The 15,324-nt window shown below is 46.3% G+C and carries 9 protein-coding genes, 1 tRNA gene and 3 rRNA genes; 9 read left to right on the top strand and 4 right to left on the bottom strand.

Going from position 1 to position 15,324, the window contains the following annotated elements; translation table 11 throughout:
• Positions 1-332: 332 nt before the first annotated feature.
• From rrf to ACJ7Z2_RS04635, 4 genes are all read right to left on the bottom strand, one after another.
• Positions 333-448: ribosomal RNA gene (gene rrf / locus ACJ7Z2_RS04650) — 5S ribosomal RNA — on the bottom strand.
• Positions 449-571: 123 nt separating this feature from the next.
• Positions 572-3,469, bottom strand: a 23S ribosomal RNA gene (locus tag ACJ7Z2_RS04645).
• Between the two features lie 249 nt (positions 3,470-3,718).
• A tRNA-Glu gene (locus tag ACJ7Z2_RS04640) sits at positions 3,719-3,794 on the bottom strand.
• Between the two features lie 168 nt (positions 3,795-3,962).
• Positions 3,963-5,502 (bottom strand): 16S ribosomal RNA (locus ACJ7Z2_RS04635).
• Together the 16S, 23S and 5S rRNA genes with 1 tRNA gene alongside form the textbook arrangement of a ribosomal RNA operon.
• A gap of 471 nt (positions 5,503-5,973) precedes the next feature.
• Between ACJ7Z2_RS04635 and ACJ7Z2_RS04630 the strand changes: the two genes are divergently transcribed.
• The 9 genes from ACJ7Z2_RS04630 (at position 5,974) to ACJ7Z2_RS04590 (ending at position 15,314) form a co-directional block, all read left to right on the top strand.
• Entirely contained in the window at positions 5,974-6,798 is an 825-nt protein-coding gene (locus tag ACJ7Z2_RS04630; protein ID WP_409500941.1) for a DUF5718 family protein, read from the top strand.
• A gap of 212 nt (positions 6,799-7,010) precedes the next feature.
• Positions 7,011-7,835: a DNA ligase gene (locus ACJ7Z2_RS04625; RefSeq protein ID WP_409500940.1), complete on the top strand. Its 825-nt coding sequence runs from the start codon at positions 7,011-7,013 to the stop codon at positions 7,833-7,835.
• Positions 7,836-7,928: 93 nt separating this feature from the next.
• The gene (gene pxpB, locus ACJ7Z2_RS04620) at positions 7,929-8,576 is read left to right on the top strand and encodes a 5-oxoprolinase subunit PxpB (RefSeq protein ID WP_409500939.1); all 648 of its coding nucleotides are present in this window, start codon (positions 7,929-7,931) and stop codon (positions 8,574-8,576) included.
• Positions 8,573-9,502 carry a biotin-dependent carboxyltransferase family protein gene (locus tag ACJ7Z2_RS04615; protein WP_409500938.1) on the top strand — a complete coding sequence of 310 codons (930 nt, stop codon included), beginning with the start codon at positions 8,573-8,575 and terminating at the stop codon, positions 9,500-9,502. Before pxpB ends, ACJ7Z2_RS04615 begins: the two co-directional genes overlap by 4 nt.
• Positions 9,489-10,226, top strand: coding sequence for a 5-oxoprolinase subunit PxpA (gene pxpA, locus ACJ7Z2_RS04610; RefSeq protein ID WP_409500937.1), 738 nt, complete (start codon positions 9,489-9,491; stop codon positions 10,224-10,226). Before ACJ7Z2_RS04615 ends, pxpA begins: the two co-directional genes overlap by 14 nt.
• A 276-nt stretch (positions 10,227-10,502) precedes the next feature.
• Positions 10,503-11,690, top strand: a complete 1,188-nt coding sequence (locus ACJ7Z2_RS04605; RefSeq protein WP_409500936.1) for an NRAMP family divalent metal transporter — start codon at positions 10,503-10,505, stop codon at positions 11,688-11,690.
• A 189-nt stretch (positions 11,691-11,879) separates the two neighbouring features.
• On the top strand, positions 11,880-12,134 hold the full coding sequence (locus ACJ7Z2_RS04600; RefSeq protein WP_006250475.1) for an oxaloacetate decarboxylase subunit gamma: 255 nt from the start codon (positions 11,880-11,882) through the stop codon (positions 12,132-12,134).
• A 39-nt stretch (positions 12,135-12,173) separates the two neighbouring features.
• Positions 12,174-14,000, top strand: a complete 1,827-nt coding sequence (gene oadA / locus ACJ7Z2_RS04595; protein ID WP_409500935.1) for a sodium-extruding oxaloacetate decarboxylase subunit alpha — start codon at positions 12,174-12,176, stop codon at positions 13,998-14,000.
• Positions 14,001-14,009: 9 nt separating this feature from the next.
• Positions 14,010-15,314: a sodium ion-translocating decarboxylase subunit beta gene (locus tag ACJ7Z2_RS04590; protein ID WP_409500934.1), complete on the top strand. Its 1,305-nt coding sequence runs from the start codon at positions 14,010-14,012 to the stop codon at positions 15,312-15,314.
• The last annotated feature ends 10 nt before the right edge of the window (positions 15,315-15,324 follow it).

Raw genomic sequence — 15,324 nt, 5'->3', positions numbered from 1 at the left:
GAACAGCCAAAACGCCTAAATTTAAATTATCTGTCGCACAAGCGGTTAAAAACAGGCTATTTTCTGCAAAAAGTGATCCGTGTTTATTATAGTCTGAACATAAGCTTTCTGAAGATTCTATTTATAATATTTAATTGTAAAATTTCATAAAAAAACGACCGCTTGCATAGCACCCATTACAAGCTATCATTTTCCGTGAGTTTTTTACCTTTACCACCACAACAAAAAACCGCCTGTATCTCTACAGGCGGCTCTTCTTTTTATTTACTTCTTCTTTGCGCTTCGCTTTTGATTAAGTTTTCGCTTTCACTCAATCTCGCTTAAAATTAAAACCCCGACGATGCTCTACTCTCACATGGCGAATCACCACACTACCATCGACGTCACTGCGTTTTACTTCTGAGTTCGGTATGGGGTCAGGTAGGACCACAGCACTCTTGTCGTCGGGAAAATTCTTTTCTATCTTCAGTTTCAGTTAATTATGCCATTAACTTCACTTTGATTCATTTCTTCTCTATTTTCGTTCTTTCTTCTCAATACAAAAACAAGCCTAAAAACATTTGAGCGTTGTATAGTTAAGCCTCTCGGGCAATTAGTACTGGTTAGCTCAATGTCTCACAACACTTACACACCCAGCCTATCTACGTCGTAGTCTCCAACAACCCTTACACACTTATTGTGTGGGAGAACTCATCTCGAGGCAAGTTTCGTGCTTAGATGCTTTCAGCACTTATCTCTTCCGCATGTAGCTACCCAGCAATGCCTCTGGCGAGACAACTGGAACACCAGTGATGCGTCCACTCCGGTCCTCTCGTACTAGGAGCAGCCCCTCTCAATTCTCCAACGCCCACGGCAGATAGGGACCGAACTGTCTCACGACGTTCTAAACCCAGCTCGCGTACCACTTTAAATGGCGAACAGCCATACCCTTGGGACCTACTTCAGCCCCAGGATGTGATGAGCCGACATCGAGGTGCCAAACACCGCCGTCGATATGAACTCTTGGGCGGTATCAGCCTGTTATCCCCGGAGTACCTTTTATCCGTTGAGCGATGGCCCTTCCATTCAGAACCACCGGATCACTATGACCTGCTTTCGCACCTGCTCGACTTGTCTGTCTCGCAGTTAAGCTTGCTTATACCATTGCACTAACCTCACGATGTCCGACCGTGATTAGCAAACCTTCGTGCTCCTCCGTTACTCTTTGGGAGGAGACCGCCCCAGTCAAACTACCCACCAGACACTGTCCGAGACCACGTTTCGTAATCTTCGTTAGAACATCAAACGTTAAAGGGTGGTATTTCAAGGACGCCTCCACAATCACTGGCGTGACTGCTTCTAAGGCTCCCACCTATCCTACACATCAAAATTCAATGTTCAGTGTCAAGCTATAGTAAAGGTTCACGGGGTCTTTCCGTCTAGCCGCGGGTACACCGCATCTTCACGGCGATTTCAATTTCACTGAGTCTCGGGTGGAGACAGCCTGGCCATCATTATGCCATTCGTGCAGGTCGGAACTTACCCGACAAGGAATTTCGCTACCTTAGGACCGTTATAGTTACGGCCGCCGTTTACTGGGGCTTCGATCAGGAGCTTCTCTTTCGATAACACCATCAATTAACCTTCCAGCACCGGGCAGGCATCACACCCTATACGTCCACTTTCGTGTTTGCAGAGTGCTGTGTTTTTAATAAACAGTTGCAGCCAGCTGGTATCTTCGACCGGTTCAACCTTCACCCGCGAGGGGTTACAATCTACGCCGGCGCACCTTCTCCCGAAGTTACGGTGCTATTTTGCCTAGTTCCTTCACCCGAGTTCTCTCAAGCGCCTGAGTATTCTCTACCTGACCACCTGTGTCGGTTTATAGTACGGTTTATAATAACCTGAAGCTTAGTGGCTTTTCCTGGAAGCGTGGTATCAGTTACTTCATCTCCGTAGAGACTCGTCATCACTTCTCGGTGTTAAGGAAGACCGGATTTGCCTAATCTTCCCACCTACCGGCTTAAACAGACATCCAACAGTCTGCTAACCTAACCTTCTCCGTCCCCACATCGCAGTTATTACAAGTACGGGAATATTAACCCGTTTCCCATCGACTACGCTTTTCAGCCTCGCCTTAGGGGCCGACTCACCCTGCCCCGATTAACGTTGGACAGGAACCCTTGGTCTTCCGGCGAACGAGTTTTTCACTCGTTTTATCGTTACTTATGTCAGCATTCGCACTCGTGATACGTCCAGCAGACTTCTCAATCCACCTTCTTCCGCTTACACGACGCTCCCCTACCCAACAGACTTTCGTCTGATGCCGCAGCTTCGGTGCTATATTTGAGCCCCGTTACATCTTCCGCGCAGGCCGACTCGACTAGTGAGCTATTACGCTTTCTTTAAATGGTGGCTGCTTCTAAGCCAACATCCTAGCTGTCTAAGCCTTCCCACTTCGTTTCCCACTTAATATAGACTTTGGGACCTTAGCTGGCGGTCTGGGTTGTTTCCCTCTCCACGATGGACGTTAGCACCCACCGTGTGTCTCCTGAGTATCACTCTTCGGTATTCGCAGTTTGCATCGGGTTGGTAATCCGGGATGGACCCCTAGCCGAAACAGTGCTCTACCCCCGAAGGTGTCCGCTCAAGGCTCTACCTAAATAGATTTCGGGGAGAACCAGCTATCTCCCGGTTTGATTGGCCTTTCACCCCCAGCCACAAGTCATCCGCTAATTTTTCAACATTAGTCGGTTCGGTCCTCCAGTTAGTGTTACCCAACCTTCAACCTGCCCATGGCTAGATCACCGGGTTTCGGGTCTATACCTTGCAACTAGACGCCCAGTTAAGACTCGGTTTCCCTTCGGCTCCCTTATTCAGTTAACCTTGCTACAAAATATAAGTCGCTGACCCATTATACAAAAGGTACGCAGTCACAGAATAAATCTGCTCCCACTGCTTGTACGCACAAGGTTTCAGGTTCTATTTCACTCCCCTCACCGGGGTTCTTTTCGCCTTTCCTTCACAGTACTGGTTCACTATCGGTCAATCAGGAGTATTTAGCCTTGGAGGATGGTCCCCCCATCTTCAAACAGGATATCACGTGTCCCGCCCTACTTGTTGTTAGCCTAGTATCACAATAAGGTTTTAAGGTACGGGATTATCACCCTCTACGATTGTCCTTCCCAGAACATTCCCCTAACTTCACTGCTATCACTAACTGGCTCTTTCGCGTTCGCTCGCCGCTACTAACGAAATCTCGGTTGATTTCTTTTCCTCGGGGTACTTAGATGTTTCAGTTCTCCCGGTTTGCCTCACACAGCTATGTATTCACTGGGTGATAGTAGGTTCTTCACCTACTGGGTTTCCCCATTCGGACATCTTGGATTAAACGCCTCTTATCGACTCATCCAAGCTTTTCGCAGATTAGCACGTCCTTCATCGCCTCTGATTGCCAAGGCATCCACCTTGTGCGCTTAGTCACTTAACTATACAACCTCAAATGTTTTCTAACACTTCTAAAAAATTAAAAGTAAAAAGTAAAAAACTATGAAGTCAGTTTACAACTAAACACTTGACTGCTTTTGTTCAGTCAAGATTTTTTACTACTCAGACTTTCAATTTATTCGTTATCACTTATGTATAATTACTTATGCGTAACGAACTTGAAATATCTCTCAGTTTTTCAGCTTGTTTCTATATTGTTAAAGAACAGAAGACAATAAAAATCATCTTTAAATGGCGTCCCCACGGGGATTCGAACCCCGGTTACCGCCGTGAAAGGGCGATGTCCTAGGCCTCTAGACGATGGGGACAACATTTAAAGATGCTTTCCACTTTGCCATTTGTGAGTGGAATATTTTAGCCAATTTTGCAAAAATCTTCAAGATTTTTACCGCTTGAATGACTATCTTTCACTCATCTTCTCTCATTCATCTATCAAACAATCTGTGTGAACACTTGCTGTCGTTCTTGATTATCGGTAAGGAGGTGATCCAACCGCAGGTTCCCCTACGGTTACCTTGTTACGACTTCACCCCAGTCATGAATCATACCGTGGTAAACGCCCCCCTTTCGGTTAAGCTATCTACTTCTGGTACAACCCACTCCCATGGTGTGACGGGCGGTGTGTACAAGGCCCGGGAACGTATTCACCGCAACATTCTGATTTGCGATTACTAGCGATTCCGACTTCATGGAGTCGAGTTGCAGACTCCAATCCGGACTTAGACGTACTTTCTGAGATTCGCTCCCCATCGCTGGCTCGCCGCCCTCTGTATACGCCATTGTAGCACGTGTGTAGCCCTACTCGTAAGGGCCATGATGACTTGACGTCATCCCCACCTTCCTCCGGTTTATCACCGGCAGTCTCCTTTGAGTTCCCGACCGTATCGCTGGCAACAAAGGATAAGGGTTGCGCTCGTTGCGGGACTTAACCCAACATTTCACAACACGAGCTGACGACAGCCATGCAGCACCTGTCTCATGGTTCCCGAAGGCACTCTCATATCTCTACAAGATTCCATGGATGTCAAGAGTAGGTAAGGTTCTTCGCGTTGCATCGAATTAAACCACATGCTCCACCGCTTGTGCGGGCCCCCGTCAATTCATTTGAGTTTTAACCTTGCGGCCGTACTCCCCAGGCGGTCGATTTATCACGTTAGCTACGGGCACCAAGCTTAAAGCCCAATCCCCAAATCGACAGCGTTTACGGCGTGGACTACCAGGGTATCTAATCCTGTTTGCTCCCCACGCTTTCGCACATGAGCGTCAGTACATTCCCAAGGGGCTGCCTTCGCCTTCGGTATTCCTCCACATCTCTACGCATTTCACCGCTACACGTGGAATTCTACCCCTCCCTAAAGTACTCTAGTTGTCCAGTCTGAAATGCAATTCCCAGGTTAAGCCCGGGGCTTTCACACCTCACTTAAACAACCGCCTGCGTGCCCTTTACGCCCAGTTATTCCGATTAACGCTCGCACCCCCCGTATTACCGCGGCTGCTGGCACGGAGTTAGCCGGTGCTTCTTCTGTGATTAACGTCAATCGACTGTTCTATTAAAACAATCGCCTTCCTCGTCACCGAAAGAACTTTACAACCCGAAGGCCTTCTTCATTCACGCGGCATGGCTGCATCAGGGTTCCCCCCATTGTGCAATATTCCCCACTGCTGCCTCCCGTAGGAGTCTGGACCGTGTCTCAGTTCCAGTGTGGCTGGTCATCCTCTCAGACCAGCTAGAGATCGCGGGCTTGGTGAGCCTTTACCTCACCAACTACCTAATCCCACTTGGGCTCATCTTATGGCAGGTGGCCAAATGGTCCCACCCTTTAGTCCTAAGACATTACGCGGTATTAGCTACCGTTTCCAGTAGTTATCCCCCTCCATAAGCCAGATTCCCAAGCATTACTCACCCGTCCGCCACTCGTCAGCAAAGAAGCAAGCTTCTTCCTGCTACCGTTCGACTTGCATGTGTTAAGCCTGCCGCCAGCGTTCAATCTGAGCCATGATCAAACTCTTCAATTCAAAAAGTTTAATCGCTCAATACTGCTGACATAAAATCGCACTTTCAAATTTAAACCTAATTAAAATCAGGTTAAAAGAAAGTAATGAATTTCTAGTTAGCACCTATTAAGACTTCAAAATTAAAAAAATATTTTCAATCAAGTCAATCAACAAGTGCCCACACAGATTGTCTGATAAATTGTTAAAGAACAAAAAGAAACGACGCACTGGAAATCAATTTTAAATCGTTCACAACAGTGCGTCGTTGTGTGCTGCGTATTATAGGGAAAATCAAAAACAACGCAAGTGGTTTTTGTAAAAAATTTGAAAAAAATGACCGATTGCCTATTTTTATAACAAAGCGCTAATTTTATGTTCAAAATATGGCTAAATTTAATCTCAATTCAATAAATCAGTTCAAAATAAACATTCGCAATTTTTGGTTACAAGCGGTAAAATTTTATCCAACTTTTACCAATTAAGGAGTAGATTATGGAACACTTTATCGGTTTAGGCGTCGCTGGCAATTTTGCCGGGCATTTGGAACAAGCGGGCGAGGCAGCAGATTTTGCGAAAGTGAAAACAGCGGAAACGGTACAGCCAAAAGCGATTTTCCCGTTTTATGTGCCGGCGGATAATTTAGGGAACTACCAGTTTTTATCCACCTACCCACTTTCAAGCGAGGCGATTAATTTCCCGCGTGATGCTGATAATCTGCAAATTGAGCCGGAAGTGGCGTTAATTTGTGAAATTAGCTACCAAGATCAGCAGGTGGTTTCACTCACTCCAACCCATTTTGCGGCTTATAATGACTGCTCTATCCGCCGACCGAATGCGAATAAAATCTGCGAAAAGAAAAACTGGGGAGCTTCATCTAAAGGACTTTCTGCAACTCACCTTCCGTTAGATAATTTCAACAAAGGCAGTACACTAGATAATTACAATATTGCCTGTTTCCATAAACGAAACGGTGAACTGAATGCCTACGGCATTGACAGCCCAGCGGTGGAGTACAGCTATTTCCACCAAAAACTGCTCGATTGGATTGTAGAGAGAATGAACAATCAGCCCGATGAAGGCCCAATGAATAACATTGCCGAAATGCTAAAACAGGCGAACTACCCAACTAAAGCGATTATCAGTGTTGGGGCAACACGCTACACGCCTTTTGGCGAAAGTAATTTCTTGCAAGTGGGCGATGTGAGTATGGTAGTTGTGTATAATGCGAAGAAATATTCGCATAGTCAAATTGAAGAAATGGCGAAGTTGGAAACCTTTAGCGAAGATATTTCTGCTTTAATTCAAACAGTGCGTTAAATTTCTCACACAAAAGGTCACAAAAAGCATCGCTTTTTGAACGTTGGCTTTGCCAACGGCAGCGAAGCTGTGAATAATCCTGACAAGGATTGTGAATAATTTTTTCGGAAAATTTTGCGATCTGTGTCGAAAAATTAAGATTCATTTCTGACCGCTTGTACACTTTCCGTTATAGTGCTTTGCATATTCGGAGGCACTATTTCGGAGAGGCTATGAAAAAACTGCTCTTATTCCTACTCTTCACTTGTAACCCTATTTTTGCCAAATCGCCCGAGTTAATGCTGGTTGGGCAATATCAAGATCAAGAAATCAACGGTTGGGTAATGTCAGAAAAACTTGATGGCGTGCGAGGCTTTTGGGACGGCAAACAGCTCATCAGCCGCCAAGGCTATCCGCTAAATCCGCCCGACTATTTTATCAAAGATTTCCCGCCCTTTGCGATTGATGGCGAACTGTTTAGCGAACGGGGCAAATTCGAGGAAATTTCAAGCATTGTGCGTTCCGCTCAGCCCAAAGGTTGGCACAAACTAAAATTACAGGTGTTCGATGTGCCAAATGCACAAGGGAATTTAATTGAACGGCTGGCAACCTTAAAAAATTACCTAAAGCAACACCCAACGCCCTATATCACTATTATTGAGCAAATTCATATTCAAGATAAAGCCCACCTTCAACAATTTTACCAATCTGTGCTGGAACAAGGTGGCGAAGGAGTTATTGTTCGTAACCCTGATGCCAACTATATTCAAGGTCGTTCTGCCCAAATTTTGAAAATCAAACCGGTTTTAGATGAAGAATGCACTGTCGTTGCTCATCATAAAGGCAAGGGGAAATATGCCGACAAAATGGGGGCAATAACTTGCGAAAATCAACGAGGGCGGTTTCGCATCGGCTCGGGGTTTAAGGATAAAGATCGAGAAAATCCACCACCAATAGGCTCAATCATTACCTATAAATATCGAGGGATAACAGAATCAGGTAAGCCCAGATTTGCAACGTTTTGGCGAATAAGAAATGATCAGATTTCTGAAAAATAAGAGCTATTTCACATTTTCAACAAAATAAAATTGACACTCTGAATATATCAGCGTAAAAAGTTGTTACCTTTTTGTAACAATTTGAGGGCAATTATGCTGACAATTTATCATACCAGCGAACATTCCCTGCTCTGCTTAGTCGAACCGCCTGCCGAGCTTGCCAAACAGCAACAGATTTGGCGCATTGCAGAACAGGCAAGAGCCTTAGACGGCGTGTTAGAAGTGGTGGTAGGAATGAACAATTTTACCCTGTTTCACGCCATCGGCACCGATAGCGCACGCCTTATCCAAGCAGTTCAACAACTCTGGGAAAACGACCAAGCCCAAGCCACACAATCCCCACGCCTGATTGAAATCCCTGTCCATTACGGCGGTGAATTTGGCGAAGATCTGTTTGAAGTCGCCCAATTCCACAATACCACTCCCGAAGAGATTATCCGCCGTCATACTGAACCGACTTACACCGTGTTTATGATCGGCTTTCAACCCGGCTTTCCTTACCTCAACAGCTTACCGCAAAATTTACACACCCCACGCCGAAACGTGCCTCGCACCAAAGTCCCTGCCGGTTCGGTCGGCATCGGCGGCAGTCAAACAGGCATTTATCCCTTTACCTCACCAGGTGGCTGGCAACTGTTAGGACGAACCGAGTTACCGTTGTTTGATATTCAACACAATCCGCCAACGCTACTTACAGCCGGCGATAATGTTAGATTTGTGGCGGAGAGTATAACGCTATGATTTATATCGAAAAAATACAGGGTTTTGCCCACATTCAAGATTTAGGGCGTTATGGTTATCGCCATTTAGGCGTGAGCCACGGCGGTGCGATGGACAGCCTTGCCTTACAAGCGGGTAATTTATTGTTAAAAAATGCAAATAATGCACCTGCGATTGAACTTACCCTTGGCGGAATGCGGATTACCTTTGATTGCGACACGCCATTTTGCCTCACCGGTGCATTGGTGGAGGCGGAGCTGGACGACACGCCGGTTTTTTCCTATTACCGCTACACTGCCAACGCTCGCCAAACGCTGACGATAAAACGGATTGTTCTCGGCAATTACGCCTATTTATGCTTGGCAGGCGGTTTTCTGGTGCCGCAGGTATTAGGTTCGGCAAGTACCGATCTCAAAGCCCAATTTGGCGGTTTTCAAGGCAGAATGTTAAAAGCCGGCGACAACATCGCCACAGGTCGCAGAGACAGCCGACTTTCTTTGATGTCGATTGAGCCGATTGATTTCACCTCACGCATTCGAGCCACCACTTCGAGCGAATATGAAGCCTTTACTGCAGATAGCCGTGAACGCTTTTGGCAACAAGGGTGGCAACTGCAAAACAACAGCAACCGTATGGGCTACCGTTTTGCAGAAAAAGCGTTGGAATTGACCGCTTCCCTTGAAATGCTCTCCTACGCAGCCCCGAGTGGTACGGTGCAAGTGCCGCCGGACGGCCAGCCGATTGTGCTGATGGCAGATGCCCAAACCACCGGTGGTTATCCGAAAATTGCCTGCATTATTCAGGCCGATCTCGGGCGGTTGGCACAAAATCCGTTCGGCTCAACGGTGCAATTTGAGCAAGTAAGCCATGAACAAGCGGTCGAAATTTATCAAAAAGATCAAAATTATTTGGAAACAATTCGGAGAAAAGTCAATGAAGCACGTTGATTTAAATGTCGATCTTGCCGAAGGTTGTGGCAACGATCATTCATTATTACAGCTCGTCACCTCGGCCAATGTCTGCTGTGGCTTGCACGCCGGTGATTACAATGAAATGCGTAAAGCGATTAACTGGGCGAAGGAAAACAGCGTGCGAGTTGGCGCTCACCCGAGTTTTCCAGATAGGGAAAACTTTGGGCGTACCAATATGCAACTGCCCGATGATGAACTTAAAGCCTGTCTGCTCTACCAACTGGGAGCCGCCAAAGCCTTATGTGATGCGGAAAATATGCCGATGAGCTACGTTAAACCGCACGGCGCTTTATACAATATGGCCGCCAAAGACCCTCACCTTGCTACACTTATCGCCGACACCGTCAAACAGTTCGACCCTAAGCTCAAACTGATGGGCTTATCCGGTAGCCTAATGCTAAGTGTTGCCGAACAGCACGGTTTGGAAACCATTTCCGAAGTCTTTGCCGACCGCCACTATTTAGCCGATGGCTCGCTCGTTCCCCGTACCCGTGCTGATGCAATGGTCGAAAGCGATGAAGAGGCAATCAATCAGGTGCTACAAATGGTGCTAGATGGTACGGTGCCGACAGTCGATGGTGGCAATGTGGCGATTAAAGCCGACAGCATTTGCTTACACGGTGACGGCGAACACGCTGTGGTGTTTGCGAAACGGATTCGGGAGAAATTGGAGATAAAAGGAGTTTTAGTTAAAGCATAATTATCTCACTCCGACCTAATCTCTCCGTTACTTTTCTTTGCTTCGTCAAAGAAAAGTAACCAAAAGAAAGACGACCCGAACTTCGCTTGATTGCGATTTCCTTCACGGAAAATTTGTAAACTCGCTACGCTCAAACAGTACAAATTTTCCTAGAAATCGCAAGTCGCTCAGACGGGGAAGTGATGCATTATTCACACCTTTTGCAAATTTTCATGACCGCTTGTAGTGTTCAAAATATAGATTTTTTAACAAAACAACAAAAAAAGGAAAAACACAATGTCAAACAACAACCGTAGCGCCCTACTCGGCGCAGCATTTTTAATGGCGACCTCCGCCATCGGGCCGGGGTTCTTAACCCAAACCGCCACCTTCACCCAAACCCTACTTGCCAGCTTCGGCTTTGTGATCTTACTCTCGATCTTGCTTGATATCGGTGCTCAACTGAATATTTGGCGAATTGTAGCAGTATCGGAAAAGAAAGCTCAAGACATCGCCAATGCCGTATTGCCGGGGGCAGGTTACTTTCTGGCTCTGCTTATCGTGATGGGCGGTTTAGCCTTTAATATCGGCAACGTGGGCGGTGCAGGTTTAGGGCTAAATATTCTCACCGGATTTTCCCCTGAAATGGGTGCGGTGGTCAGCGGTGCGATTGCCGTGGGCGTGTTCCTGTTCCGTGAAGCCGGTAAAGTGATGGACAGATTTGCTCAAATTATGGGCTTTGTGATGATCGCTTTAACCATCTTCGTTGCCGTAAAAGCCAATCCGCCAATCGGCGATGCGGTGGTGCATACCTTTGTGCCGGAAAAATTAGACGTGATTGCGATTGTCACGCTTGTGGGCGGAACTGTTGGTGGATACATCACCTTTGCTGGTGCGCACCGTTTGCTTGATGCAGGCATTAAAGGCAAAGAGAATTTAAAAGAGGTGAGCAAAAGCTCGGTGTCAGCCATTTTAATCGCCTCAATTATGCGTGTGGTACTGTTTTTAGCGGTGCTGGGCGTGGTGTCAATGGGCGTGCAACTTGATCCGAAAAACCCTGCGGCTACCCCATTTGCCCACGTTGCCGGCGATGTCGGTTTGATGATCTTCGGCGTGGTGATTTGGGCAGCCTCCATTACCTCTGTGATTGGGGCGGCTTATACCTCGGTTTCCTTCATTACTTCATTCTCGCCATTTATCGAAAAACACAAAAACTGTTTCATTGTCGCCTTTATTGTGGTTTCAACCGCCGTGCTGGCAACCATCGGCAGACCGGCACAAGTCTTGGTGTTTGTAGGGACGCTTAACGGCTTAATTCTACCGATTTCCCTCGGGTTAATTCTGCTGGCAGCTCACAAAACCAAGATTGTGGGCGACTACAAACACCCTGTGTGGATGACCGTTTCAGGGGCGATTGTGGTGATTCTAATGGCGGTGCTAAGTGCAATGACCCTTTCAAAATATATTTCGGGGCTAATGGCATAACGACTTAGCTTCAAGCTAACCTAAGGTCAGGTTTTGCAAATTTTAACTACTCTTGTAAAAAATTTGTAAAATCTGACCGCTTGCGTTTAAAGTTTGTGATCTACCACTCATTTTGAGGCTAAATAATTTGAAATAAATCTGAATTTTTTCTACATTTTCTTCATCATTTCTACATTTTAAGGATAAATTATGGCACCTGCAGAACTCTTTGCGGAAGGTATAAATTTAATGGTAGCCGGAATGGGATTTGTTATGCTGTTCCTGCTGGTTTTAATTTATGCCATCAGCTTTATTTCCAAGATTATCAATCAATATTTCCCCGAACCTGTTTCTATTCCAGCCTCTAAAACTGTGCCTCAATCTCCCCCAGATGATTTAGAGCGTTTACGCCCTGTGATTGCCGCTGCGATTGCTCATCATCGTCGAATTAACGGGCAACATTAACAAGATTTCAAAAATAAAATAATTAGAAGGAATTTGATTATGACAACTCAACCGAAAAAAATTGCGATTACCGATGTGGTTTTGCGTGATGCACACCAATCCCTTTTTGCGACTCGTTTACGCTTAGACGATATGTTACCGATTGCTGCCGAGCTGGATAATATCGGCTATTGGTCGTTAGAAACTTGGGGCGGAGCAACTTTTGACAGTTGTATTCGTTTTTTAGGCGAAGATCCGTGGGTGCGTTTGCGTGAGCTGAAAAAAGCAATGCCGAAAACCCCAATGCAAATGCTGCTGCGTGGGCAAAACTTATTGGGTTATCGCCATTATGCCGATGATGTGGTAGATAAATTTGTCGAGCGTTCGGTTGCAAACGGGATGAGTGTGTTCCGTGTGTTTGATGCCCTAAACGACCCTCGCAATATGCAAGCGGCATTACAAGCGGTCAAAAAACACGGCGGACACGCACAAGGCACGTTGAGTTACACCACAAGCCCGGTTCATACCCTGCAAACGTGGTTGGATGTAACCGAGCAATTATTGGAAATTGGCGTGGATTCGTTGGTGATCAAAGATATGTCGGGCATTTTAACGCCGATGGCAGCCTATGAATTAGTGAGCGAAATTAAAAAACGCTACGATATTGAGCTACATCTGCATTGCCATTCAACCACCGGTATGGCTGAAATGGCGTTGCTCAAAGCGATTGAAGCCGGTGTCGATGGTGTTGATACCTCCATTTCATCGATGTCCGGAACTTATGGTCACCCGGCAACCGAGTCTATTGTTGCCACGCTTCAAGGCACGCCGTATGAAACCGGCTTGAGCATTCCAGCTCTGGAGAAAATCTCTGTCTACTTCCGTAACGTGCGTAAGAAATATGCAAAATTTGAAGGACAGCTCCGTGGTGTGGATAGCCGTATTTTGGTTGCCCAAGTGCCGGGCGGTATGCTAACCAACCTCGAAAGCCAACTCAAGCAACAAAATGCGTCAGATAAATTAGACTTGGTTTTACAAGAAATTCCTCGTGTACGGGAAGATTTAGGTAATATTCCGTTGGTCACACCAACCTCACAAATTGTCGGCACACAAGCAGTAATGAACGTATTAATGGGCGAACGTTATAAAACCATCGCCAAAGAAACCGCAGGTATTTTGAAAGGTGAATATGGTCGCACACCGGCACCGGTAAACAAAGCCTTGCAAGACAGAGTGCTTGAGGGGGCAGAGCCAATTACCGACCGCCCAGCCGATCATCTTCCGCCGGAACTGGAAAAATTAGTGGCAGAAGTGACTGCAAGTGCAAAAGAAAAAGGCATTACGCTATCTGAAAACACCATTGATGATGTATTGATTGTGGCACTCTTCCAACAAGTGGGCTGGAAATATTTGGAAAACCGCAATAATCCGTCTGCCTTTGAGCCTGTGCCAAGTGCTGATGACGTAAAACCGGCACAAACCTCCGCTGCTTCTGCACCAAAAGCTCAAGCACAATCCGGTTCAGCCGTTTATACCGTTGAGCTTGAAGGCAAAGCCTTTGTAGTGAAAGTAAGTGAAGGTGGAGACATTACCAATATCGCCCCAACCCCAGCCACTCCTGCTCCACAAGCGGTCGATTCTGCCCCAAAATCTGCAAATACACCGCTAGCCAATGCCGAACCGGTGAATGCTCCAATGGCGGGGAATATTTTGAAAGTAGAAGTGAAAGAGGGGCAACAAGTTGCGGAAGGTGATGTGCTATTGATTCTTGAAGCAATGAAAATGGAAACCCAAATTTGTGCGGCAAAATCCGGCACGATTCAAGGCATTAATGTCAAACAAGGCGATGTTGTGGCGGTAAATGATACTTTAATGAGTATTGCCTAGGAGTCGGGTATGGAAAGTATTATTGCACTTTTTAAAGGGATGGGGCTAATGCATTTAGAACTGGGGCAAGCGATTATGATTGTCATCAGTTTAGTGTTGCTTTGGCTTGCCATCGCCCGAAAATTCGAACCGCTTTTACTACTGCCTATTGGCTTTGGTGGTTTGATGTCAAACATTCCGGAAGCCGGTATGGCAATGACGGCATTAGACAATTTACTCCACAGCGGTTCTGCCGAGCAACTGGTAATTATTGCAGCTAAGGTAAACAGTACAAGCCTTGATCTGCATTCGATTAAAGATGCCATTGCTCTGGCTTCTCCCTCTGTTCAAAATGAGCTTGAGGTGATGGCTGGCGATATGGGCTATACCGCCGGTGTGTTGGCATTATTCTATAAAGTGGCGATTGGCTATGGTGTTGCTCCTCTTATCATCTTTATGGGCGTTGGGGCGATGACTGATTTCGGCCCTTTACTTGCCAATCCTCGAATGTTAATGCTTGGTGCGGCAGCTCAATTTGGCATTTTTGCCACCGTACTAGGGGCATTAGGGCTAAACTGCTTAGGCATTATCGACTTCACATTGCCACAAGCCGCTGCGATTGGGATTATCGGCGGGGCAGATGGTCCGACCGCAATTTATCTTGCCAGCAAACTTGCCCCTGAATTATTAGGTGCGATTGCGGTAGCGGCTTATTCTTATATGGCGTTAGTGCCACTGATTCAGCCGCCGATTATGAAAGCATTAACCACCGAGCAGGAACGTAAAATCCGAATGGTTCAGCTCCGTAATGTAAGCAACCGTGAGAAAATTATTTTCCCAATCGTATTACTATTATTAGTGGCACTCTTGCTACCGGATGCGGCACCGTTATTGGGAATGTTCTGTTTTGGCAACTTACTGCGTACCAGTGGCGTAGTAGAACGCTTAAACGACACCGCCCAAAATGCGTTAATCAATATCGTGACGATTTTCTTAGGGTTATCAGTGGGAGCAAAATTGGTCGCAGACAAATTCTTACAACCACAAACACTAGGCATTTTAGTATTGGGCGTGATTGCCTTTGGGATCGGCACTGCAAGCGGTGTGATTATGGCGAAAATAATGAACCGCTTTAGTCAGCACAAAATCAACCCACTTATCGGCTCAGCGGGTGTTTCTGCCGTGCCGATGGCTGCACGGGTATCAAACAAAGTCGGACAAGAGTACGATAAACAAAACTTCTTGTTAATGCACGCAATGGGCCCAAACGTTGCCGGCGTGATTGGCTCTGCGATTGCAGCGGGGGTGATGTTGAAATACATTTCAACGATGTAAATCCTCATTT

The organism is Mannheimia glucosida (assembly GCF_046267875.1).
In the GTDB taxonomy this organism is placed as follows: domain Bacteria; phylum Pseudomonadota; class Gammaproteobacteria; order Enterobacterales; family Pasteurellaceae; genus Mannheimia; species Mannheimia glucosida.
Note: the sequence above shows the minus strand (reverse complement) of the source record. Positions and strands in the feature narration are given on the sequence as shown.